Annotated in this window: 21 protein-coding genes; 16 read left to right on the forward strand and 5 right to left on the reverse strand. The window is 34.0% G+C overall.

Annotated elements, in window-relative coordinates; all coding sequences use genetic code 11:
• Window positions 1-13 precede the first annotated feature (13 nt).
• From EKH84_RS10765 to EKH84_RS10830, 14 genes are all read left to right on the forward strand, one after another.
• Complete coding sequence (locus EKH84_RS10765) at window positions 14-973, forward strand: ROK family protein (RefSeq protein ID WP_013656670.1); 960 nt, start codon at window positions 14-16, stop codon at window positions 971-973.
• A gap of 102 nt (window positions 974-1075) precedes the next feature.
• A complete protein-coding gene (locus tag EKH84_RS10770) occupies window positions 1076-1609 on the forward strand; it encodes a YcxB family protein (protein WP_127066295.1) in 534 nt (177 codons plus the stop codon).
• A 16-nt stretch (window positions 1610-1625) separates the two neighbouring features.
• Entirely contained in the window at window positions 1626-2621 is a 996-nt protein-coding gene (locus EKH84_RS10775; RefSeq protein WP_127066296.1) for a TIM barrel protein, read from the forward strand.
• A gap of 205 nt (window positions 2622-2826) precedes the next feature.
• Window positions 2827-3861, forward strand: coding sequence for a C40 family peptidase (locus EKH84_RS10780; RefSeq protein WP_127066297.1), 1035 nt, complete (start codon window positions 2827-2829; stop codon window positions 3859-3861).
• Between the two features lie 215 nt (window positions 3862-4076).
• Window positions 4077-5420, forward strand: coding sequence for a methyl-accepting chemotaxis protein (locus tag EKH84_RS10785; RefSeq protein WP_127066298.1), 1344 nt, complete (start codon window positions 4077-4079; stop codon window positions 5418-5420).
• 23 nt (window positions 5421-5443) lie between these two features.
• Window positions 5444-5941 (forward strand): GNAT family N-acetyltransferase, encoded by a 498-nt coding sequence (locus EKH84_RS10790; protein ID WP_013656675.1) that lies wholly within the window; start codon window positions 5444-5446, stop codon window positions 5939-5941.
• 41 nt (window positions 5942-5982) lie between these two features.
• Window positions 5983-6255: an ArsR/SmtB family transcription factor gene (locus tag EKH84_RS10795; RefSeq protein WP_127066299.1), complete on the forward strand. Its 273-nt coding sequence runs from the start codon at window positions 5983-5985 to the stop codon at window positions 6253-6255.
• Window positions 6256-6411: 156 nt separating this feature from the next.
• Window positions 6412-7734, forward strand: coding sequence for an MATE family efflux transporter (locus EKH84_RS10800; protein WP_127066300.1), 1323 nt, complete (start codon window positions 6412-6414; stop codon window positions 7732-7734).
• 27 nt (window positions 7735-7761) lie between these two features.
• Window positions 7762-8169, forward strand: a complete 408-nt coding sequence (locus EKH84_RS10805; RefSeq protein ID WP_127066301.1) for an arsenate reductase ArsC — start codon at window positions 7762-7764, stop codon at window positions 8167-8169.
• Window positions 8170-8405: 236 nt separating this feature from the next.
• A complete protein-coding gene (locus EKH84_RS10810) occupies window positions 8406-8753 on the forward strand; it encodes a hypothetical protein (RefSeq protein ID WP_127066302.1) in 348 nt (115 codons plus the stop codon).
• Window positions 8754-8861: 108 nt separating this feature from the next.
• The gene (locus EKH84_RS10815; RefSeq protein ID WP_127066303.1) at window positions 8862-12257 is read left to right on the forward strand and encodes a PD-(D/E)XK nuclease family protein; all 3396 of its coding nucleotides are present in this window, start codon (window positions 8862-8864) and stop codon (window positions 12255-12257) included.
• Window positions 12258-16013 (forward strand): helicase-exonuclease AddAB subunit AddA, encoded by a 3756-nt coding sequence (addA, locus tag EKH84_RS10820; protein ID WP_127066304.1) that lies wholly within the window; start codon window positions 12258-12260, stop codon window positions 16011-16013.
• 16 nt (window positions 16014-16029) lie between these two features.
• On the forward strand, window positions 16030-16830 hold the full coding sequence (locus EKH84_RS10825) for an HAD family hydrolase (RefSeq protein WP_127066305.1): 801 nt from the start codon (window positions 16030-16032) through the stop codon (window positions 16828-16830).
• 28 nt (window positions 16831-16858) lie between these two features.
• The gene (locus tag EKH84_RS10830; RefSeq protein WP_127066306.1) at window positions 16859-17479 is read left to right on the forward strand and encodes a hypothetical protein; all 621 of its coding nucleotides are present in this window, start codon (window positions 16859-16861) and stop codon (window positions 17477-17479) included.
• A 152-nt stretch (window positions 17480-17631) separates the two neighbouring features.
• On the opposite strand, the gene EKH84_RS10835 is transcribed toward EKH84_RS10830, so the two are convergent.
• Window positions 17632-19200, reverse strand: a complete 1569-nt coding sequence (locus EKH84_RS10835) for a glycosyl hydrolase family 18 protein (RefSeq protein ID WP_127066307.1) — start codon at window positions 19198-19200, stop codon at window positions 17632-17634.
• Window positions 19201-19489: 289 nt separating this feature from the next.
• On the opposite strand from EKH84_RS10835, the gene EKH84_RS22045 reads away from it, so the two are divergent.
• Window positions 19490-19636: a hypothetical protein gene (locus EKH84_RS22045; RefSeq protein ID WP_190283298.1), complete on the forward strand. Its 147-nt coding sequence runs from the start codon at window positions 19490-19492 to the stop codon at window positions 19634-19636.
• Between the two features lie 105 nt (window positions 19637-19741).
• Here the strand turns inward: EKH84_RS22045 and htpG are convergent, their stop codons facing one another.
• From htpG to truA, 4 genes are all read right to left on the reverse strand, one after another.
• Window positions 19742-21646, reverse strand: a complete 1905-nt coding sequence (htpG, locus tag EKH84_RS10840; RefSeq protein ID WP_127066308.1) for a molecular chaperone HtpG — start codon at window positions 21644-21646, stop codon at window positions 19742-19744.
• Between the two features lie 116 nt (window positions 21647-21762).
• On the reverse strand, window positions 21763-21933 hold the full coding sequence (locus tag EKH84_RS22050) for a hypothetical protein (RefSeq protein WP_013656687.1): 171 nt from the start codon (window positions 21931-21933) through the stop codon (window positions 21763-21765).
• A gap of 38 nt (window positions 21934-21971) precedes the next feature.
• On the reverse strand, window positions 21972-22433 hold the full coding sequence (locus EKH84_RS10845; RefSeq protein WP_013656688.1) for a DUF5721 family protein: 462 nt from the start codon (window positions 22431-22433) through the stop codon (window positions 21972-21974).
• A 27-nt stretch (window positions 22434-22460) separates the two neighbouring features.
• Entirely contained in the window at window positions 22461-23201 is a 741-nt protein-coding gene (gene truA / locus EKH84_RS10850) for a tRNA pseudouridine(38-40) synthase TruA (protein ID WP_127066309.1), read from the reverse strand.
• Window positions 23202-23492: 291 nt separating this feature from the next.
• Here truA and EKH84_RS10855 point away from each other — a divergent pair, with 291 nt between their 5' ends.
• Window positions 23493-24854: an NCS2 family permease gene (locus tag EKH84_RS10855; protein WP_127066310.1), complete on the forward strand. Its 1362-nt coding sequence runs from the start codon at window positions 23493-23495 to the stop codon at window positions 24852-24854.
• Window positions 24855-24983: the final 129 nt, after the last annotated feature.

Here is a 24983-nt window from a genome sequence, read left to right on the forward strand (position 1 = left end):
GGGAGGATACATCATGTATTATTTAGGAGTGGATTTAGGTGGGACAACCATTAAAGTTGGTTTAGTAGATGAAAACTATCATATTTTACACAGTATAAGTGGTCCTACAGGTAGAGAAAGAAGTGCAGAGGAAGTTTTAAAAGATATGGCAATGTTATGTCTTGAAGTTTTAAAAAGACAAGGAATTACAGAAAAGGATATCCATTCAATTGGAATTGGTAGTCCAGGAATTGCGTCACCAGAAGAAGGTGTTATTTTATCTTCAAGCAATCTTAACTTTAATCATGTTGATGTTAGAAAAGAAATTCAAAAATATATTCAAACAGACGTATATGTAGAAAATGATGCTAATGCAGCAGCATTAGGTGAAGTTATTTGTGGTGCAGCTCAAGGAGAAGATAATGTAGTAGTTGTGACACTTGGAACAGGTGTAGGTGGTGGACTTGTTTCAGAAGGGAAAATCAATAGAGGTAGCTTCTTTGGAGCGGGAGAAATCGGACATCAAGTCATTCGTTTTGGTGATGGAGAACCTTGTGGTTGTGGTAGAAAAGGTTGCTTTGAGCAATATGCTTCTGCAACAGCTCTCATTCGTCAAGCAAAAGCAGCTGCACACCTTTACCCAGATAGCAAATTAATAAGTTTAGCAAAAGAAGGTTTAATAGAAAATATTAATGCTAAAGTTGTATTTGATGCAGCACAAGCAGGAGATGAAACCGCAGAGCGAGTACTTGAAACCTATTTCAAATATATTGCATGTGGTATAACCAATATTATTAATGTTTTAGAACCAAGTATGATTGTTTTAGGTGGAGGTATGAGTGCACAAAAAGAATACCTTACAAATCCTGTTACAAAATATGTTCAAGAAGAAATGTATGGTGGTTTAAGCCTTAAAACCAAAATAACAGCAGCAACTTTAGGAAATGATGCGGGGATCATTGGAGCAGCTTTCCTAGGCACAACTTTAAAATAAGTATTTGAAAGAGCTAACAACTTGGTGTTGGCTCTTTTTTATGGTATTAAAAGACAAATAATGATATAATAGCACTATTACAAAAGACTGGAGGCAAAATAAGTGGAAAAACAACAAGAAAACAGTTTATCACTGGATGTGAAGTTTAAATTTAAAGATGTTTTACGTTATAACACATCTGTGGCTATAAAAAATATAGTCAATGATATTGTACTGGGGATAGGCTTAGCAGTCCTTATTTTCTTCTTTTATAAAATGTGTACAACAACTGAAAGACTAGATATTTTTATTTCTAAAAATATCACCCTGCTGTTAGTACCTATTTTGATTTTTGTACTCATTCCTTGGCGAGTATGGCAGGTTACAGCTTCTCAAATGCAGATGCCAGCTTTTGCTTATGGTGTGAAGTATGTTTTTTCAGAGAAACATATACTGCTAGATATTGGAGAAGCATCTGAAGAAATGTCTTGGGATTTGTTTGTGAATATTGTGGAAACAAAGTATGACTTTAGATTTTATGTGAATAAAGTGAGTGCACAAATTATACCAAAACATAACCTGACAGATGATCAATTATCAATACTCAGAACAATGATTAAAACGGCTACTAAGCCAGGGATTTGCCGATTAAAATAAATGAAAGTGGGCACATATGAAAAGATTATTTCATTTATCAACCACTTCTAAACAATTAGACTTGTTTGATAAAGACTGGGAACAGATAAAGGGGTTTATTGAAAAAAATCGTATGGATGGTATAGAGGTTGGATTGACCTTAGACTATCCGTTAGAGCAAATACCAGCGGGTATTGTAGAAGGTGTTCACTTGAGTTTTTATCCGATGTGGCTAGATTTTTGGAGACAAGATCAAGTAAAGTTACAACAATTATTTGAAGATGAAGAAGCTATTAAAAGTTATTATGGAGGCTTAGAACCAGCAGTACTCATTGAAAGTTATAAAAAACAGTATCGGCGTGCTAAAGCACTAGGAGCTAAATACATGGTTTTTCATGTAAGCCATGTATTGCCTGAAGATTCCTTTACCTGGCAGTTCGATTATACGGACCAAGAAGTAATGGAAGCTACCTTAGAACTTGTTAACGCTGTTTTTGAAGCTGAGGAAGATGGGCCTATGCTTTTATTTGAAAACTTATGGTGGCCTGGGCTTACCTACTTAAATCCAGAACTCACACAGTGGTTTATTGAGGGGGTTCAGTATAAAAATAAAGGGTATTTAGTAGATGTTTCACACTTAACATTAACTAATGCTACTATTGGAAATGAGAAGCAAGCTTATGAATATATAAAAAAGGTGATTACTCAACTAGGCGAAACAAAAAGGTGGATTAAGGCGGTTCATTTAAATAAGGCGCTTCCCAAATTTTATATGGGACGAAATCATCATTACTTATTAGAGCAATATCAAAAAGCAAAAGATAAAAAGCAACAATTAATGATTTTAAAAAAGCATATTAATGCTTTAGATGGACATGTACCTTTTGATCATCCATTAGCTGCATCTATATTAGAATTAATGGATCCTATGTATTGTGTTTATGAAACAGCACCTAGCTCACGTTATGAATTAGCTTATTTTATTAAATGTCAAAATGAAGCTTTAAAAATGATGACAAATAAAAATGATTAATAAAGGGACTATCATGAGGATAGTCCCTTTATAATGTTAAGTATTTTACAAAATACCAGATTTTATAAGATTAATAAGGACGATAACTTGACAAAAACTTAAAAGTTTTTTATAATACTTTTGTAACAATTACTTAATAAATTGTAAAATGCGATAAGGTTATCGTTAATATAGTCGAACATAGTCAATCGAGGAGGATTAAAGCATGAGATTAAAAAAGGTAGTATTGAGTACACTAGTTAGCGTTGCAGCAATAATGGTGCCTAGTTTAGCTTATGGCCAAGCTTACGGAACAGTAGCAACACAAACACTTAATGTAAGAGATGGTGCTAAATTAGAAGCTAGCATTGTAAAACAAGTCGGACTTGGTGAACCAGTTGAGATTGTATGCGAAGAGGGCGATTGGTTAAAATTGATTTTAGAGGACGATTCAAGAGCTTATGTTAAAGCTGAGTATATCAATGTACATAGAGTACTAGCAGTAGTCAATGTCAATGGCGGTTTAAATGTAAGAGATTATCCTTCTACAGAGAATGGAAAAGTAATTGGTAGCTTTTCAAATGGAGATGAAATTTCTGTAAGCTATAGTGTAGGAGATTGGTATAAAGTAAGTCAAGAAGGATTTGAAGGTTACGTAAGTAAGGACTACGTTAAAAATAGCACAGAAGTAGACTTCTTAAGCTATTTGCCTAATAAACGTTTAACAGAAATTGAACGTATGACAGTAACCCAAGAAGAAGCACAAGCTATTATGGTAGAAACCGATAACAGTAGTTCTAACAATGGAAGTACTTCAAGTAACAATGGTGCTTCAAGTAATAGTGGGTCTTCAAGTAACTCAAGTAATCAAAATTACACAAGCTCAGGCTCAGGTACAGGTGATGCAGTTGTAGCTTATGCAAAGCAGTTCTTAGGTAATCCATACGTCTATGGTGGAAATAGCTTAACTAATGGGGTAGATTGTTCAGGCTTCACTTCTCAAATTATGAGAAACTTTGGCATTAGCTTAAACAGAAGCTCAAGTGCGCAATATGCTAATAATGGTTATTATGTAAGCAGTGATTCACTACAAAAAGGTGACCTAGTATTCTACGGTTATAACGGACATGTATCGCATGTTGCCATTTATATTGGTGGTGGGCAGGTGATTCATGCTAATGATGAAAGAACGGGTATTTGTATCAGTAATGTATTCCCAAGCGGTGGAAAACCATATATTGGTGCAAAACGCGTATTATAATAATAGATAAAATAACAAAGGAAGTTATAAATGTATAGGTATACGTTTATAACTTCCTTTGTTATTTTAATTTATTGTAGGTCAAAGATTAAAGAAGGATTTAATTAAAGAGTAAAATCTTTTACTAAATCCATACAAACATGGACATTTAAGCAGTGATTTGATAGAATTATTTTAAAATACAAAAAAGTGGTTGATATTAGGGGGCATAAATAATGAAGCATATCTCATTTAGAAGTAAAGTAATGGTGATTACATTTATTTTAGTGATTATAAGTTTTTCTATATCTGCTATTAGAACAACTCAGGAATTAAAGCCTAGAATCACTCAAATTTTGCAAAATGATACGTTAAGTACAGAAACACAATTAGCTGAGATTATGAAGACCATAAAAATTGGACAAGGTATAGGGTATACGGTTACAGGGATATTTGTATGTCTTTGTTTATTTTTATACTGCACCGTATTGTTTAAACATTTTAAACAATTGATTGATTCATGTAGATGCATGGAAACAGGTGATTTTAGTAAATCACTAGATCCTATTCTTTTAAAACATAATGATGAAATAGGAACAATAGCTCAGGCTCTAGAAATGATGAGAGCCCATTTAAATCAATTAGTGGCTGCTACGGGACATCAAGCTAGAAGATTACTGGATTTATCATCAAAGCTTAATGAAGCAGCAATAGCCACACAAACGGCTACAGTGGCTATTGCTAGTTCCATGGAAGCTATGGTGGCTGGAAGCGAGGAACAAACTCAGCTTACATCTGAAACAGCACAAATGACAGAACATATGCATACAGATGTAGCAGAAGTGGCAGATAGTATTCAAAGTATAACAGCTTCATCAAATCGTACGTTAAGGCATGCTAAAGAAGGTAATCAAATTCTTCAAACAGTCATTGAACAAATGGCGACAATTGATCAAAAAGTTCAAAGTACTTCAAGTCAAATTCAGCTATTAAGTGATAAGTCATCTAGGATTCAGGATATTATTACACTCATTACAAGTATAGCTTCTCAAACTAATTTATTAGCGTTAAATGCAGCCATAGAAGCAGCTAGGGCAGGAGAAGCAGGAAAAGGTTTCTCAGTGGTGGCTGATGAAATTAGAAATTTAGCTACTCAATCAGCAGATGCTACTGCTAGAATTAGTCAAATTATAACAGAAATTAATGAGGAAATTAATGAGGCAACAGCAGCTATGGACGAAAATACTGTAGCTGTAAAAAAGGGATTAACTTTTGCCAGTGAAGCAGGTACAAGCTTTGAAGCTATTTTAAATGATATTAAAGAAGTATCTACAGAATTTGAAGCAGTTAAATCAGTTAATGAACAAGTGACAGAAGGAACTTCTCATGTACTTTATGCTATCCAAAATATTAATGACATATCTCAAGCTAGTAGCACAAATACACAAGCAGTCGTTCTTGCTACTAAAAATCAAAATCAACTTATTAATAATGTTTCTCAGGGGGCGGATGAGTTAACAAGGCGTGTAGAGAAATTAATGATAGAAATTGACCATTTTATAATAGAAAAAGTACGATAATCAGTTCGTGAAGGAGATTAGAGATGACAGTAATGATGAGATGTATGACAGAAAAAGATTGGCCTAATGTAAGGTGTATTTATGAACAGGGGATAAGCTCAGGAATTGCTACTTTTCAAACAGAAGTTCCGAGTTATGAAGTTTGGAATGCTGCGCATCTTACTACAGGAAGATTAGTGGCAGTGGTTGATGAAGAAGTTGTTGGCTGGGTAGCTTTGTCACCCACTTCAAGTAGATGTGTTTATAAAGGTGTAGCAGAACTAAGTATTTACATAGTGCAAAATGCTCAAAGAAAAGGTGTAGCCACTAAGCTTTTAAATGAATTAATTCAACTTTCAGAGCAAGAAGGTATATGGACCTTACAATCTAGTATTATTGAAGAAAATAAGGCTAGTTTGGCTTTGCATCAAAAGTGTGGTTTTAGGCAAGTTGGTTATAGAGAGAAAATTGCAAGAGATCAAAAAGGTGATTGGCATAACACCATTCTAATGGAAAGACGAAGTCAAGTTGACAACTTTTAAAGGAGATTTTATACTGAAACAAGAAGAGGAAGGTGTTTCGTATGAATCAAGAATGTAGAGAAAAAGCACAGCTTTTTAAAGCACTTTCTGATAGTAATCGTGTGATGATTTTAGAGATGTTAAAGGATGGAGAAATGTGTGCATGTCACTTACTTGAAAGGTTTCAAATTACACAACCTACTTTATCTCATCATATGAGATTATTATGTGAATGTGATTTGGTTATAGCAAGACGTGAGGGTAAATGGATGCATTATTCACTTAATACTAAAACACTGGGAGCATTAAGTGATTATTTTAAAGAGATGATCTAAAAGCTACTAATAAAGGTAGCTTTTTTATTTTAAGTAATTTATTTGTGATACTGATAGATGAATATAGTAGAGAAGTACCCTTCTTATCTATTGACGGTATTATTAAAATCAATTAAAATACATATAGATAATTATCTATATGAAATGGGTGACACTGTGAAGAAAGTTGATTTAACAAAGGGAAGTGTTGTTCGCGTTTTATTAGCATTAGCCATTCCTATTATGGGAAGTTCGTTATTGCAATTTGCTTATAATATAGTAGATATGTTTTGGGTAGGAAGTTTAGGCAAGGATGCAGTAGCTAGTGTAGGTTCCTCTAGTTTTTTTGTTGGTTTAGGTTATGCTATTAATGCTTGTATTGTTATAGGAACTGGGATTAAGGTTGCTTACAGTATTGGAGAAAACAAAGAAATAGAAGCAAAAGAATATATACAAACAAGCATGCTTTTAAATTTATTGATAGGAGGCATGTATGCTTTATTTCTAGTATTTGTAGGGCCTTATTTAATAGGCTTTTTAGGCATAGGAGATCAGGTCATTGAAAAACAAGCTTATGGTTACTTGTTGGGAAGCGCGCCTATGTTATTTTTTGCTTTTTTTAATGCTACTTTTTCTAGAATTTTTAGTAGCCTCGGGCAGACAAAAAGTGCTCTTCAAATTAGTATAGTAGGTATTGTGCTCAATATGATATTAGATCCTATTTTTATTTATAGTTTTAAATGGGGGGTATTAGGAGCTGCATTAGCCACTTTAATAGCACAAATGATTATGTTTTTTCTTTATATGAAGATAGGTGGTAAGTGGTTTGAGTTTCACTGGAAAAAGGCCTTTCACAGTGAACGTATAAAAGCTATTGTAAATCTAGGTTGGGCTGTGGCTTTTCAAAGGATTTTGTTTACCCTTATTAATATTCTGCTAGCTAAACTGATTGCAAAATTTGGTCCGGAAGCTATAGCTGCTCAAAAGATAGGGCTTCAAATCGAATCAGTCACCTATATGGTAACAGGAGGGTTGAATGGTGCAGTAGCTAGTTTTACTGGTCAAAATTATGGAGCTCATTATTATAAGCGGATTAAAAAAGGGTATCAAGTAGCTATTGGTTTAAGTATAAGTTATGCAGTATTAACAACTACACTATTTATGATATTTGCAATACCTATGGCAAGCATCTTTGTAAAAGATGCTACTACTATTCAAATGACATCTGTTTATCTGCAAATTATTGCTTATTCCCAGCTTTTTAATGCTATAGAAATGGTCTCCAATGGTTGGTTTACGGGCATTCAAAAACCACAAATCCCAGCTACAATAAGTATCCTTTTTACTGCTCTTAGGTTGCCAATGGCATGGTTATTGGTTATACCTTTAGGCCTTGAAGGTATTTGGTGGAGTATTTCTATTTCCACTTTACTTAAGGGGAGTATTTTATATTTTTGTTATAAACATTATCAGGGAAAATTAAAAGAGCAAGAGATTTAATAACTTGCTATAAGGGAGGAAATAATAATGAATAAACCTAAAGTAGCTTTTATCTGTGTGCATAATTCTTGCCGCTCTCAAATGGCAGAAGCTTTAGGAAAACACTTGGCAGCAGAAGTATTTGAAAGTTATTCAGCTGGCACAGAACTTAGACCACAAATTAATCAAGATGCAGTAAGAATTATAAAGGATTTATATCATATCGATATGAATGAAACTCAAAAGAGTAAATTATTAAGTGATATTCCGGAAGTAGATATAGTCATTACAATGGGATGTAACGTGAGCTGTCCTAACTTACCTTGTAAACATTTAGAAGATTGGGGTTTAGAAGATCCTTCGGGTAAAGAGGATGAAGCCTTTGTTTTAACAGCAAGAATAATAGAGGAAAAAATAATAGATTTAAAACAAAGAATTGAAAAGGGTGTTTTATAAACAAAAAAGTTAATGTCGTTAGGCATTAACTTTTTTTTTATATTTAATAAGAAATACCATGATATTTATTTGCTATTAAATATAAAAAGGAAACATTTGCTGAGTTTAACATACTATGAGTATGAAGCAGCTACTTGTAGAAAGTAGCTGTATTTTAGTGAGGAAACTATAGTAGTCATAAAAATATAAATGATAAGACACTTATATTAAGCAGACAAAGTCAAGGAGGTGAACTTATGGTGGCAGAAATATCAGCTAATTGGTATGCAAGGCTAAATTTGGCTAGACATTTAAAAGAAGAGGGGAATAAAGAACAGGCCTATTTATTATTTAAAGCAATTTCAAATGAAAAAGAAGCTTTTCGATTTGATAAATATGTTTATGGCACATATGAGGATTATATTGTGGAGAAAACGAAATTTCTAATTGAAATTGCTTTATTAGAGCTAGAAGTCATTGGATGTTCTAAGGGAAGCATCAAATATCTAGATGATGCACTTAATTTATTAGATGGCATGGAAAGTGTTTACCCTTATGTACGTATAGATGAAATCGAAGAACTTAGAAAGCGCTTATGTCAGTAAATTGGTATCGCTGTTTAGCAAAACTATGATAAAATAAGCAGGGATAGAATAGATATCATAAAACATTCACATAGAGATAAACTAATAATAGAAAAAAGGGGTGAACAAATGAAGAAAGTACAATTTATTGTAGGTCGCTCGGGTGCAGGAAAGACGACTTATTGTTATGAAGCTATAGAAACAGCTTTAAAAGAAGAAAGTTTTGATCCACTACTTTTATTAGTACCAGAACAATTTAACTTACAGACACAAAAAGACTTGGCCAAAAGGCTTTATCCAGGTCTCTTAAGAGCGGAGGTTATTAGTTTTAATACATTAGCTAGAGAGGTGTTTAAAGAAGTAGGAAAAGCTGAAGTGGCTGTTATTGAAGATTTAGAACGTATGATTATTTTAAAACGTGTGATTGAAGCACATAAAAAAGAGATTATTTTCTACAAAAAAAATATGAATAATACAGGTTTTATTGAAGCTATTAACCGTTTTATTACAGTTTTAGAACAGGCAGGTGTGAGTAAGGAGCAATTAGGCGAACTTATAGAAAATAAGGAGGCAACCTTATTATTTAAAAGCAAGCTGACAGACATTCATATGCTTTATGAAGCCTTCGAAGATTATTTGGGAAATCAGTTTGTGACCATTGAAAAAAATATGACGCTACTAGCAAGTAGTATAATGAAAAGCAAGAAACTTGAGAAAACATGGCTTTGGATTGATGGCTTTTATGGCTTTACGTATAATCAATTGCTTATCATTAAAGAGTTAATGAAGAAGGTAAAGGGATTAACTATAACTTTACCTATGGATAAACCTTACACGAGAACAGACAAGGTAAGAAATAGTTATCCTTTTTATGAAAGTATTCAAATGCTACAAAAACTTATGGGTATTTGTGAAGAACAGCATTTAGCTTATGAAGTGAACTATGTTAAAGGCGCAGGAGAAAAAAATGAAGCTCTGGCTTATTTGGAGGGGCAGTACTTAAAACCTTATGCTAACCCTTATGAAAAAGGAAATGAAGCTATTTATCTGCAGACTTATGGTTCTAGAGCAGAAGAAGTAGAACAAGTAGCTAAGCAGATTGTGACTTTAGTGATGGAAGAGGGCTATCGTTATCATGATATGGCAGTTATTGTAGGTGACTTAGCAGATTATAAGACGCTATTAGAGGGTGCTTTTAAAGAATATGAAATTCCTTATTTCTTAGATATGAAAAGAAATATTCATACTAATAGTTTAGTAGCAGCTTTAGAAGGTGTTTTAGAAGTATTAACCTCTAATTATAGCTATAAAAGTATCATGGGACTTTTAAGAACACAAATGCTCCCTATTTCAATTGAAGAGATAGATCTATTAGAAAATTATTTATTAGCTTATGGGATTAAGGGTAAGAAAAAATGGACACAGCCTTGGGGATTTGAGCAAAAAGATGAAGAGAAACAGGAACGTATTAATATTACAAGAGAAGCTATTTTAGGACCTATTCAAAAACTTGAAACCACTATTCAAATGACTAAATCATCGGGTAAAAATAAGGTTGTAGACCTTACAAAAGCTTTGTATGGCTTTTTAGAAGATATTGGTGCTTATAGCAAGTTAAATGAAATCATTGCTAAACATAAAGCAGAAGGCAATCGTTTATTAGAGATTGAAAATACCCAAATATGGGGAAAAATCATGGAAGTTTTCGAGCGCTTAGTGGATATTTTAGGTGAAGAAGAGCTTAATCTAATGACCTATCGCCGTATTTTAGAAACGAGCTTTTCTTATGTGAAAATGGGAGTTATTCCACCAGCACAAGACCAAGTGTTAATTGGGTCTGTAGATAGGACGAGACTTCCTCGTTTAAAAGCGTGCTTTATACTAGGAACCAATGAAGGGGTTATTCCTAAAGTAGATGAAACGACGCCTATTTTTTCGGATATGGATAAAGCTTCTCTTAGTCAGATGTGTAAGGAAGATAAAGGACCAAAAGGACGATTAAATGAGCTAATTATTGACCAGCCTCTTTATGGCGGACAGTTTAGTATTTATTCGATGCTAACAAGAGCTACGGAAAAGCTTTTTGTAAGTGCAGCCATGGCTGATGAAAATGGTAAGCCTCTAAGAACTTCTCTCGTTTATTACAAACTGAAAAAGTTATTTGGTGAAACACCAAAACCTTTACAAGGAGATTTTCTAAGTCAAATCTATCGTCCTCTGCCTACTTTTGGTTATGTAGGGAATTTACTGAGGGAATACGTAGAGGGTAGATTAGAAGAAGAAGCCTGGAAAGACTTAGTGAGTTGGTATGCTACTAAAGACGAGTGGAAAGACCGCCTAAAGGGATTAACAGATTATTTATTTTATACAAATCAACAGCATTATTTACAAGAAGAAACAACACATTTGCTTTATGGCAATAAGTTAGATACTAGTATTTCTAAGCTAGAAACTTTTAGGCAATGTGCTTGTTGCTATTTTATGCGTTATGGGATTAAAGCAGAAGAACGCCGTTTATTCCGTTTTGATAGAGCCAAGGTAGGAACACTATTTCATGCAGCTTTAGAGCAATATCCTAAAGAACTCAGCTTAATGAATACTACTTGGACTAAAGCCACCAGGGAAGAAATGCAGCAAGGTGTGAAAAAGGCTACAGCTTATGCGGTAGAGCAAGTAAATGAAGCCCAGAGAGAAACGGGACGTTTTCAGTTTACGGCAGCTAAGGTAGAAAAAATGACTTCTAGGGCAATTCATGCTTTAACAGCTCATTTAAAAAATGGTGAATTCGAACCTATGGGATATGAGATTAATTTTGGAGAAGGTAAAGGCTTTCCTCCAATTGAAATTGCTATTGATGAAGTAAGAACGATATTAGTGACTGGGCAAATAGACCGTGTAGATGTGTATTATAAAGATGATAATCAGCAATATATTAAAATCTTAGATTACAAATCAGGGCAAAAGAACTTTAACTTATTAGAAGTGTATTATGGCTTACAGCTTCAATTGCTCCTTTATCTAGATGCGTATTTAAAGAAACATCATAGTTATGAAGCAGGTGGAGTTTTCTACTTCCACATTAATAATCCTTATGTAAGCTACAAAGTAGGAATGGATGAAGTGCAGCTCCAAGAAAGCAGCTTAAAGCAATTTAAACTTTCTGGGTTAGCAGTAGATGAGCCGGAAATCATTGCTGCTCTTGATAAATCAGGGACAGGCAGTACGATTCCCGTTAGTTTAAATAAGGATGGTAGTATTAAAAAAGGCTCTTCAGTAGCCACCCCAGAACAGTTTAAACTGCTGGAAAATCATATTATTGATACGATTAGAGGATTAGGACAAGAATTATTAGAAGGTAAAGTAAGTGCTAAACCTTACCGCTTAAAAGGCAAAAATCCTTGTGAATATTGTATTTATCATACCATTTGTCAGTTCAGTGAAGAACAAGTAGATAACTGTTATGATACCTTAGAACAACTAAGTAAAGAGGAAATATGGGAAAAACTAGAGAAGGAGGGCTTATAAATGGCATGGACACCAGCACAGCAGGCAGCTATTGATCAAAGAGAAGCCAATATTTTAGTTTCAGCAGCAGCAGGTTCAGGAAAAACAGCAGTTTTAACAGAGCGTGTCATGAAGCGTATCATTGGAAGTGAGCAAGAAGTACCTATAGAAATTGATCGCTTTTTAATTGTAACCTTCACTAGTGCTGCAGCAGGAGAAATGAAGGAACGTATCTTGCAAAAGCTTTCGGATTATATGAATGGTCTTCAAGAAAATCTAAATGAAGAAAATCTAAAGAAGATAGATTATATTGAACGTCAAATGGCCTTGGTGCCACAGGCTTCAATTTCAACGATTCATTCATTTTGTTTAAAAACGATTAAAGCGTATTTTAATCGTTTGGATATTGACCCTAATATCAAAGTAGGTACACAAGCAGAGCTAGATGTGATGCAAAGTGAACTGTTAGATGAACTTTTAGAGGAATGTCTTGAAGACGGTGCATCTGACTTTATGGCATTAGCAGAAGTTTATGGGGATGTACAAGGCTTAGACGGCTTAAAAAACTTGATTTTGGATATTTCTACATTCTCTAAAAGTACACCTTTTCCAAAGGTATGGCTTCATAACCAAGTGTCGCGTTTAAAAACAGTGTATACTAGTTTAAATGAAATGCCTTGGTCAGAAAGTATTCGTACCCATTTATTAAGTCAATTACAAGATGTACGCATTATTTATGATAAAGCCATAGCGTTATGTGAAAAGCCTAATGGACCAGAGCTTTACCTAGAAGCTATTCATAGTGATTTAGCTGAGATTAAAGATATTCACCAGGAGATGTCACTAGAAGAACTGATTAGATGCATTAAAAATACTCATATTATTGCCCTTTCAAGAAAAAAGCAAGAATGTGATGTAGCTTTAAAGGAGCGTGTAAAAGCCTATCGTGACTTAGGTAAAGAAGTCATTAAGGGCTTACAAGATGATTTAGCATTTATTGAAGATCCGCTTTTAATGGCACAGTTACCTCGGTTAGGAGATCTCATGGCTACTTTAGTAAAGCTTATTGAAGCCTTTGAAGAACGCTACCAATTAGAAAAGCAAAATGCAGGAGTTGTAGACTATAATGACTTAGAGCATTTTTGTCTTCAACTTTTAGTAGAACCTATTTTTAATGAAGCAGGGGAATTAGTAGAGGTCAGCTATACGGATGTAGCTAAAGAACTGAGTAGTTTTTACAAAGAGATTTATATTGATGAGTATCAAGATAGTAATACAGTACAGGAAACTTTATTGAAAGCAGTAGCTGAGGCTAATAAAGAAGAAGGACCAACACGTTTTATGGTAGGCGATATGAAACAAAGTATTTATCGCTTTAGATTAGCCAATCCTCTGATTTTTGCGGAAAAGTACGGAAGCTGGGAAAAGCATCAGGTGACTTCATCTACTAAAGGTAATAACGTATGTATTGATTTATCTCAGAATTTCAGAAGTAGAGATAATATTCTTCAAGGTGTTAATGACTTATTTCAGCAAGTGATGAGTGTCAGGGTAGGAGAACTTGAGTATGATGAATATGCTGAGCTAAAGGTAGGCAATCATTATGAAGAAGGAAATCCAGAATCTTTGCCCGACGGAGCTTTATCAGAAGCTATTGAAGTACACATTTTAGAAACCAAAGAACCAGAAAATGCAGAAGAAACAGGGCTTGAGGATTTAAAGAATGTGGAATGTGAAGCGATGCTAGTGGCTAATTTAGTAGATCAGCTCCTTAAAGGAGAAGGTAATCCAACCCATATTTTTGATAAGGCATTAGGGGCCTATCGTAAGGTAGAAGCAAAAGATATCGTCATTTTATTAAGAGCAACTAAAGAAAAGGCAGGCATCTTTGAAAATGCCTTAATGCAAAAGGGGATAGGTGCTTATGCAGATATTGGTGGGAACTTCTTTGATGCACTGGAAATTCAAACAATGATGAGTTTGTTAAAGATTATTGATAATCCTTTACAGGACATCCCTTTGATTACGGTACTACGATCACCTATTGTAGGTGTGAGCTTAGATGAACTCGTTTACATTCGAAAAGCAGCAGAAACCGGTTGTTTTTATGAAGCACTCTTAAAGTATTTAGAAACCTGCCAAGATAATCCTTTGTTAAATCGTTTTATGAGCATGCTAAATAACTACCGCAATATGAGTAGTGAACTAAATCTAGAAGAACTACTAGCAAGGCTTTATGTGGAAACCGGGTATTATCGTTATGTGGCTATGTTGCCAACAGGAGCTAAGAAAAAGGCGAATCTAGAGCTATTTAAAAAATATGCAGAGGCCTATGAAAATAGTCAAAATGGTAAGTTATTTGGGTTTATACAATATTTAGATCAACTAGCACAAACACCAGATGGCTTGGCTGAGGCAAAATTAGTTGGTGAAAATGAGAATTTAGTTCAAATTATGAGTATTCATAAAAGTAAGGGTCTAGAGTTTAGTGTCGTTTTTTTATGTGATACCGGAAAGCGCTTTAATAACAATGATATGATGAAACCTGTGTTACTTCATAATGAGTTAGGCTTAGCGCCAGATTATTTAGATACTAGTAAGTATGTCAAATATCCTACGATTCCTAAAATGGCTATTAAAAATCAAATTCTTTCTGAGAATATTTCTGAAGAAATGCGTGTGCTTTATGTGGCTCTAACGCGTGCTAAAGAAAAATTATTTGTTACAGGAACACTTAGTGATGTCCAAGATGCTGCTTATAAATGGAGCTTATATGCAAGTAGAGAAGAAGCAGCTATTTTACCATTAGGCGTTAAACGTGGGGGCTCATATTTAAATTGGATTGGTTTAAGCTTATATGCCCACAGCGATTTAGAAGATTTAAGGCTACTGACTCATGAAGCACCACCTTATTTATTTGAAGGACGTGGTAAATGGCAACTACGTGTATGGAGTAAAGAAGAATTAGGTAATTTACAGACTAGTAGAGAGCAAGGTATTGAAGAAAAAAGAGATTTGTTAGAAGAATGGGATACAGAAAAGATCTATGGACCTTATAAAGAAATCATCTTCAATCGCTTAAATAGTGAATACACTCATGAAGAAGCGGTATTATTACCTACAAAAGTATCTGTTTCAGAAATTAAAAGAGAGGCAATGGGTCAACTTATAGACGATGAAGTGTATGAAGTGAATTTATATCCAGTAGAAGAAGAGGTGCCAGTACCAAGCTTTATCAAAGGACAAGAGGAACTAAAGGGAGCTAAGAGGGGGACACTGATTCATAGTGTGTTTGAGCATCTAGATTTTCTTAAATTCACAGAAGTGGCAGCTATAGAGGAAGAACTTATGCATCTAGTGAATTCTCATCAACTCTCGGCTGAAGTACTAGAGGTGGTTAGTAGTAAACGCCTTGCAGAAATGGCTAATTCTGAGATAGTTAAGAAAATGAGAAGAGCACAATATGTAGAAAAGGAAAAAGCCTTTATTTATTTGGCTAATGCGAAGTTGGTAAACGAAGCTTATCCTGAAGGAGAAGAAATTTTAATTCAAGGCGTTATTGATAGTTTTTACATTGATGAAGAAGGCATTACTTTAATTGATTATAAAACAGACTATGTGGATAAAGAACAAAAGGAACTCAGCATTCAAAGGATAAAGGAAAAATATATTAAACAACTTGAACTATATAGTTTAGCGTTATCTGATATTACAAAGTTAACAGTTGCCCATAAGTATATCTACTTGTATAATGTAAATGAGTGGATACATCTATAAGAGCCAGGAGGACAACATGATTAAGCTAATCGCAACAGATATGGATGGCACTTTACTAAATAGTAGGGGAGAACTATCGCCTAATTTCTACAATGTATTTAAGCAGTTAAAAGAAAAAAATATTATTTTTGCTGCGGCTAGTGGCAGACAGTATTTTACTTTAGTGGAAAACTTTAAGGCAGTATCAGATGATATGTTGTTCATTGCCGAAAATGGTACCTACATTGCTTATCGTGGCAAAGAAATAGCTGTTCACCCACTAGATAGGAGAGTAGCTCATCAGCTGATTGAAAAAGGACGTACCATAGAAGACGTCTATATTGTATTAGCAACGAGCAAAGGTGCCTATATAGAAAACGCAGATGAAGACTTTGTAAGAGAAGTAAACAAATACTATGTAAAATGTCAATTAATTGATGATTTGCTAAGTGTTGAGGGAGATATTTTAAAGGTGACAATATGCGACTTTAAAGGCGCAGAACATAATAGCTATTTAGCTTATGAGGATTTACGTAGTAAGGCTCAAATGAGTGTAGCAGGAGACATTTGGTTAGATATGATGGCTAATGGTGTTAATAAAGGAAAAGCTATTGAAGATATTCAGCAGCAGTTAGGCATCACCTATGAGGAAACCATGGTATTTGGTGACTACTTAAATGACTTTGAAATGCTTCAAAAAGCTCATCATAGCTACGCTATGGCCAATGCACATCCATCCTTAAAGAAAATAGCAAGATTTTCGGCAAAAAGTAATGATGAAGATGGGGTTATACAAAAAATAAAGGAGGTTGTATTAAAACAAGATGATGAATACTAAGAAATTTATAGTCGTAGGACTAATCAGTATGCTAGCCCTTACGGGATGTTTTAATCAAAATGCACCAGCAAATAGTGAAGCAGTAGAACCAACCACTCAGGCGGTCGAAACCAAGTCTTTAGGTGAACAAGAAGCTAAAGAAGCAGAAGAAGCTGAAGTAAAAGCTGCAGCTGAAGTAGCAGAAAAAGAAGCTGAAGCAAAAGCAGTAGCTGAAGTAGTTGAGAAAAACCAATCAGCTATTAAAGACCTAATTGCTTTAGGGAAACTGATAGGTAAGAAGCAAGCCGATGTTATTAATTTACTTGGAAAAGCAGAGTCTACTGAGAATTTAGAGGATACAAATATTCTTTTAGCAGACTACTATAAACAAACTATTTTAGATCAAGCTGTCAAAGTAGAGATTGTTTACAATGATAATAAGGGAGAAGTAAACTTTATTAATATGACTTGTAAGCAAACTGATGATGTAGAAGCTTTTGTAGAAGCTATTGCTAAGGAGTTGACAGCAGAATTTGGTGAATCAAGTATTGAGAAAATTACTAATGTAAGAGGTACGAGAAGAAGACAATGGCAAGACAGTACTTTAACTTATGTACTATCTTATGTAGAAGATACCGTTACATTTGACATGTATTCAACAGATAAATAGATATAAAAGGAGTCCATTCTAATTTTAGAATGGACTCCTTTTATACCAGCTTATTTTTTTCCTTCAATCCAATCCTACTTGGTTGCTACAAGAAGGATCATAGGGAATCCTAATGGTGAGGGTAGTGTATTTTAAGCTAGGGAGTAAAATGATTAAGTTTGTTGTCCCTGAGCTTCTAAAGCTTGATAATAAGCCTTTGCTAAAAGATCTTCTAATACTTCAGGGCTTCGGATGGCCTGTGACATACCTTGCGCTAGAATATTTGCTTTATCCATTCCAGATTGCCAAGCAAATAAACCACCTAGACAATTTTCGATAACATAAAGTCCTTTGAAGTAGATAGAAAGTAAATTATCATAAGAGTAAGCAAAATCATCATCTGGATCTACAATATAGGGGGCTTTAGCAATATTGTCCCAACGTACGGTGTAGCCGTTTTTATTAATATAGTTTTTGCGAAGCTCATCAAAGGTTCGTGTATTAATAGCACCATAACGTCCATAGAAAGGTAAGCCCATAAGGATTTTTTCAGATGGCATACCTGCATTCATGAGGTTTTGGACTTGATTATCTACACTAGTCATATTATTTAAAGAAAGATCAGAAGGATAAAGATTAGCTTGATGCCTACCTGCAGTTGCCCCTGTTTCACCAGCAGTAAAATCATATGCCATTAAATTGAAGTAATTAATGATAGGAGCAATCTCAGCAATTTGAACATTGTTGATATAACTTGCTTCACCAGTACCTGCTACGCTAATCCAAGCTTCATCGCCGAGTACATCTCTTAAAGCTGTTAGTAAGAGTGTGAAGTTTTCTTTATCTTCTCTTCTAGATTTAATTCCCGCAGCACTACTACCAGGATATTCCCAATCAATATCTACCCCATCTAAAGTATATTCATTTACCCAACGTTGAACTTCTCTTGCGAAGGCATAACGGGAAGATGGTGTTAGAGCTGCATCAGAAAAGCCATCAGCACCCCAACCACCAATGCCTAGGATAACAAGAAGGTTAGGATTTTCTAGTTTTAAATTGACCAACTCTCTGAGATATCTTTCTGAGTAAACCTGTAGGGTACCATCTGCATTAATAAGGGCAAAAGCATAAATAACAAAGTCCAGTAAGATTGCATCCACATTATTGGGATTTCCAAGCACATATTCGCCTACTATAGGTACATTGTCACAAAGGGGATTAGTACCAGGAGGCTGATTGCCAATGCCCTGAATTTGAGGACGATAGCCATCTTGAAGTGTTGTTAAATGATTAATTAATTGACCAACTTGAGGAATTCCGAAGTTAGGAACAGTAAAGGATTTAGCAAGAGTTTGATCTGGAGCAATGATAAAGAGGTGGGTTTCTGTAGAGGCATTCTCACTTGTTTCAACACCATAAAGTTTTCCAATCTCACCCAAACGGTCATCTACAATAGGAAAAGGCATGGCGTAAGAGCCTAGTCTAGCTCCTGCGTAAAACCATTGTAAATGGGAGGCTTTTTTATCCATACTTAATGTAATAAGTTCGGTGTTTTTTTCTTTAAAAGCTTTAGCATATTTAACTAAGCTAATAATTTCGTTTTTTCTCCAGTTATTAAACTCTGATGGATTGCATAAAAGAATGACCCATTTTCCTTCGTAATCTTTTAGGTTTACAAGACCTTGGGTACTGGAAGCACTAAAGGACGGCGCTTTGTCACCTACTTTTAAACGATTACTCATAAAACCACTCCTTGTCAAATAAAATAAGGTTATATTAAATACATCCTATGTAACTGATTTAATCTATTATTCATTTTATCCTATTCAAATCAAAGGATGAATATGATAGCTTTTGTAAATAAGCACAAGCTTTAATAAAAATAAGACAAAACTTAATTAACAAAAAATGGAATTAAATCATATGCTATAGTATCTACATGAAAGAGGTGAAGAGATGTCTTGCTGTAATAACTGTGGCAGCGGATGCAGCCCTAGTCGCTCTCGAAAAATAATTATATGGGGTGCTTTGTTGACTCTATTATTGAATGAAGCTTTAACAGATGATGGAAAACAATTAGTGGGAGGTTTGTTAACGAGCGTTGGTGATTTACTTATAACAGCACAAACAGCAGATTCTGTTTGTACTGTTCAAAAAAGAAATAATGATTTTTTATAAAACATGGGAAACTTAAATAGAACTAATTAATAAGCTATAAAAAAGAAGAAGTGCTACAAACTGGTTAATGAGTTGTGTAGCACTTCTTCTTTTTTATGATAAATTTTAAAGAATCATACCTAGAAGTTTATTACTACGTTCTAGGAAGTTATGCATATCTTCAGTACTCAAGCTATGGTTAGCTAATTGCGCTAAATCATAAAGCTGTGCACAGAGTAATTCAGTAGTAGATTCATCTAAATCTTTATGAGCTAAAGTATCAATGAGTGGGTGATTTTGGTTAAGGACTAAAGTAACTTCATCCTCTGGAAGTGGCATATTCATACCTTGCATATTATACATTTTCATCATTTCTTGCATACGGCGACTTTCTTCTGAAATGAGAAGCATAGAAGCAACATCTTGAGATTTAAGATTTTCTACAGTAACTTTAAGCTTATCTTTGTGGAGAATAGTTTTAAATAAACCACTTAATTTTTCTTCATAAGATTTATCAGCTTCAGCACCTTTTAAAGCAGCAGAGAGGTCTGAGTCGATGCGCATGAATTTGACATCTTTGTTTTGATATTCTAAATGAGAGATAAAAGGTGCATCGATAGAATGTTCTAAGTAAACAGCACAGAGTCCATTTTCCTTGAAGAGTTTAATATATTGAGACTGAGCAGCTTTGTCAGAAACATAAAAGACTGTATTAGCACCAGTGTCTTTAACACGTTCTAAGTACTCGCTTAATGTGACATAATCTTCATCTGTTGTTTTAAATAAAAGATAGTCTTTCATTTTATCAAAGAATTTACTTTCTTTTAAACAGCCATATTTGATAAATGGTGCAATATCATCCCAGAATTTTTTATAACTATCATTTTCTTTTTTAGAAAGAGCAATCAATTTATCAGCTACTTTTTTAGTAATGTAATCAGCAATTTTTTTCACAAAACCGTCATTTTGAAGTAAACTACGTGATACATTTAGTGGCAAATCAGGACAATCGATTAGACCTTTTAATAAAAGTAAAAATTCTGGAATAACTTCCTTAATGTTTTCAGCTACAAAGACTTGATTGTTATAAAGTTTAATACGCCCTTCAACAGTTTCTAACTCGTGTGAGAGTTTAGGGAAATAAAGAATACCTTTTAATCTAAATGGGTAGTCCATATTCAAATGAATCCAGAAAAGTGGTTCATTAAAATCATGGAAGGTATCACGATAAAAAGTTTTATATTCTTCATCAGTGCAGTCATTAGGATTTTTTACATACAGAGGCTGAGAATCATTAATAGGAGTTGGTACTACTGGTGCAAGTTCCTCATCAGAAAGCTCTTCACCTTTAGCTTTGGCTTCCTCTATTTTTTTAGCCTTGGCAGCAGCATCTTCAGCTTCTTTTTCTTCATCAATCACATAAATAGGTACAGGCATAAAAGAACAGTATTTTTCGATAGCTTCTCTTAAATCATAAAAATTTAAGAAGGTATTACTTTCTTCTGTAATAAAGAGGGTAATACTTGTACCGCGTGTTGTTCTCGTACCTTCAGAAAGCTCATAAGTTGTACCACCATCACAAGTCCATTTAATGGCTTTTGTCTCTTTGTAAGATAAGGTATCAATGACCACTTGCTCTGCTACCATAAAGGCAGAATAGAAACCAAGGCCAAAGTGACCAATGATTTGGTCCTGATCCATTTTGTCTTTGTACTGAGCTAGAAAATCTTCAGCACCAGAGAAAGCGATTTGTGTAATATATTTCTCGATTTCTTCTTCAGTCATACCAATCCCGTTATCAGAGAAAGTAAGCGTTTTATTGGTTTTATTTAAAGTAACTGTTACTTTAAAAGGTTCACTTACGGTATCAGTTGCTTCACCAATATCACATAGCTTTTTAAATTTGAGAATAGCATCACAGCCATTCGAAATAAGTTCACGAGTGAAAATATCGTGGTCTGAATAAAGCCATTTTTTGATAATAGGGAAGATATTTTCACTATGAATAGATAAATTACCTTGCTTAGACATAGGTATTCCTCCTTAAAAATATAAATTTTATTTTTAACATTATATTGCAAACATTTAAAGAAAATATAATGCAAATATAATATGAAATAAATCTAATTGGATGTCAAGAGCTACGTTTAGTGCATTTTGTGTTGGATAAAAATAAGTCCAATGATACAAAGTATAGCAGCAATGATTGATAAAATAGTAATGAGCATATGGTGAAGTACAAGGACTGCTACTAAAAACTGTAATATAGTCATAATGAGTAATAAAATAAAACTAAGTTGTAGTTTTCCATAATTCATTATTAAAATCCCCTTTATTAAACGAGTTAAGTGAAAATCTAAATAAATTGATATTTAAATAAAAAGTTTTTGATTTTTTCATCCCAAAGTTGCTCACTACTTTTATCTAGGGTAAAGGTTTTATAGGCCATACCTGTACTACAACTAATTTGATTATCTTTAAAAGTAATATTCAAATAAAAGGTAGAGGCATCAGGGGATAAGCTAGCTGTTTTTTCACTATTAGTAGAAAGTATTATTTTAAAATAGGTAGGCAACTTGTTTCCTGACATCAGCTCATATACATGTTTACGTATGTCGCCCCAAGCAAGAAAATCAGAAAGAGCAGGTGTTGTATCTTCATCTATATCATTAAAATAATCTTTATTACGCTCACCAGAAAGTATCATTTTAAAAGCCATATGTGCTACAACCTCTCTTGCTTCGAAGGTATCAAATAAATCAGATTTAAGTAATTTTGCCATGAATTCCTTGCGATTAGTAATATCGAAGATTTGCATTGTAAACTCCTTTCACTAAAATAAATTTTAATAATCTACACGTTGCATACATAAACCATGTGCAGGTGCGGTAAAGCCAGCCTCACTTCGAATTTGATTGTTTAATAAAACAAGCATTTCTTCTGGAGAACGTTCACCAAGACCAACTTCTATTAAAGTACCAGTTAAAATGCGAACCATATGTTGTAAAAAGCCATTACTTTCATAGGTCAATTTAATCATTGATTCTTCCTGTGTAATATCTATATTAAATAAATGACGCGTAGTAGATTTAGTTTTTGATTTTAAAGAGGTAAAGGCTTTGAAATCATGAGTACCTAGTAAATAGTTAGCTGCAGCTTGCATACGACTAATGTCTAATGGAGATGCTAGATGATAGGCATACTTTAAAGTAAATGGATTAGCAAATAAACCATTGTCTATAGTATACGTATAACACTTACGAAGGACATTATAGCGTGCATGAAAACGAGGAGAAGCAATGCTTAATTCTAATATAGCAATGTCTTGTGGCAAGTAATTGCTTAAATAATTTAAAACAGTTGTAGGTTCCAAATAATGTTCGGCATGAAAGTTACAAACTTGGCCTTTTGAATGAACACCAGCATCAGTTCTACCAGAGGCGATAATTTGAATATCTTCCTCAAAGCATTGGGTAAGAACATTTTCAAGTCGTCCTTGAATTGTTTTTTCAGGATGCTTACTTTGTTTTTGAAAACCATTATATTTAGAGCCGTCATAGGCTATTGTTAATTTATAATTTGTCATAGTAACCTCTTTTTGTCATTAGTATTTAGCCTAGTATAGCACAAAACAAGTAGGTATGCATGTGCTACAACATAAGGAAAGCGTAAAATCTTTTAAAGCATCAACTAAAAATCGATAAATTATACGTTTGTATTAGGAGAAAAGTAGAATTAGCCTATAAAAACAGTTGAAATCGAACGAAAAAGATACTTGACATAAAAATGTTCGAAAAAACTATTGACCTTACTTATAAATTTAGGTATGATAAGCGAGGACAAACCGGTTGACATAAACGATATTTCAGGAGGCAACATGGAATTCTTTAAATTAAAACAAAATCATACGACAGTTAAAAAAGAGATTGTAGCAGGAATTACTACATTCATGACTATGGCATATATTTTAGCCGTTAATCCCGATATTCTAAGTGCAGCAGGGATGAATAAACAAGGTGTGTTTGTGGCCACTGTGTTAGCATCTGTATTAGCTACTGTACTAATGGGGTTATGTGCTAATTATCCTTTTGGGTTAGCACCAGGTATGGGACTAAATGCCTTTTTTGCTTACACCGTTGTTATTAAAATGGGTTACTCATGGCAGTTTGCATTAGCAGCAGTATTTGTAGAAGGTTTGATTTTTATTTTGCTTACATTATGTAATGTGAGAGAGGCACTTTTCAATGCCATTCCAAAATGTATGAAATACTCTGTAAGTGCAGGGATTGGTTTATTTATTGCTTTTATTGGACTTAAAAATGCAGGCGTAGTAGTAGCAGATGACTCTACATTTGTAGCTTTAGGAAGTATGATTACACCACAAACAGTATTATGTATGTTAGGTGTAGTATTAACAGTAGTTTTAATGAAGCGTAATATAAAAGGGGCTATGCTCATTGGTATTTTAGGTACATGGGTACTAGGAATTTTAGCACAATTAATAGGATGGTATGTGGTAGACCCAGCTCTTGGGCAATATTCGCTTATTCCGAGCTTCTCATCACAAGGTTCATTATTTGCAGGTTTTGGTGAAGTAGCTTTTAAATTTCCTAGAATGACAGAAATCTTTGGTAGTGCAGAAAGTATTTTTAATTTTATTATCGTTGTATTCTCATTTTTATTCGTAGATTTATTTGATACTTTAGGTACGCTTATGGGTGTAGCTACTAAAGCTGGCTATTTAAATGAAAAAGGAGAATTACCTCGTATTAAACAAGCATTCTTTGCAGATGCTATTGGAACATCAGTTGGAGCACTTTTAGGAACATCAACAGTCACTACATTTGTTGAAAGTACAGCAGGCGTTATGGAGGGTGGACGTACAGGACTTACGGCAATTTCTACAGGTGTATGCTTTGCATTAGCGCTCTTCTTATCACCTATTTTCTTAGCGATTCCAAGCTTTGCTACAGCACCAGCTTTAATTGTAGTAGGTGTCCTTATGTTAGATGGTATTTTAAAAGTAGATTTCTCAGACATCACAGAAGCACTTCCAGCATTCTTAACAATGGCAATGATGCCATTTACAGCAAGCATTGCAGAAGGAATTATTTTTGGTGGTATTTCTTATGTACTTATCAAGATGTTTACAGGTAGAAGAAAAGAAATTAGTGTGATGATGTATATCTTAGCTATCTTATTTGTATTAAAATTAGTGCTTACTTCAGTAGTGCATTAAAAGATCTTTTTAATCTAAGAAAAAATAACTGTTTAAATTTTTGAAATTTAAACAGTTATTTTTTTAGTTTAATTGATTTAAGTAAAATGATAGTTAAACCGATATAAATAAGGAATATATGATAACAGT

This window comes from Cellulosilyticum sp. WCF-2 (assembly GCF_003990395.1).
GTDB classification, from domain to species: Bacteria; Bacillota; Clostridia; order Lachnospirales; family Cellulosilyticaceae; genus Cellulosilyticum; species Cellulosilyticum lentocellum.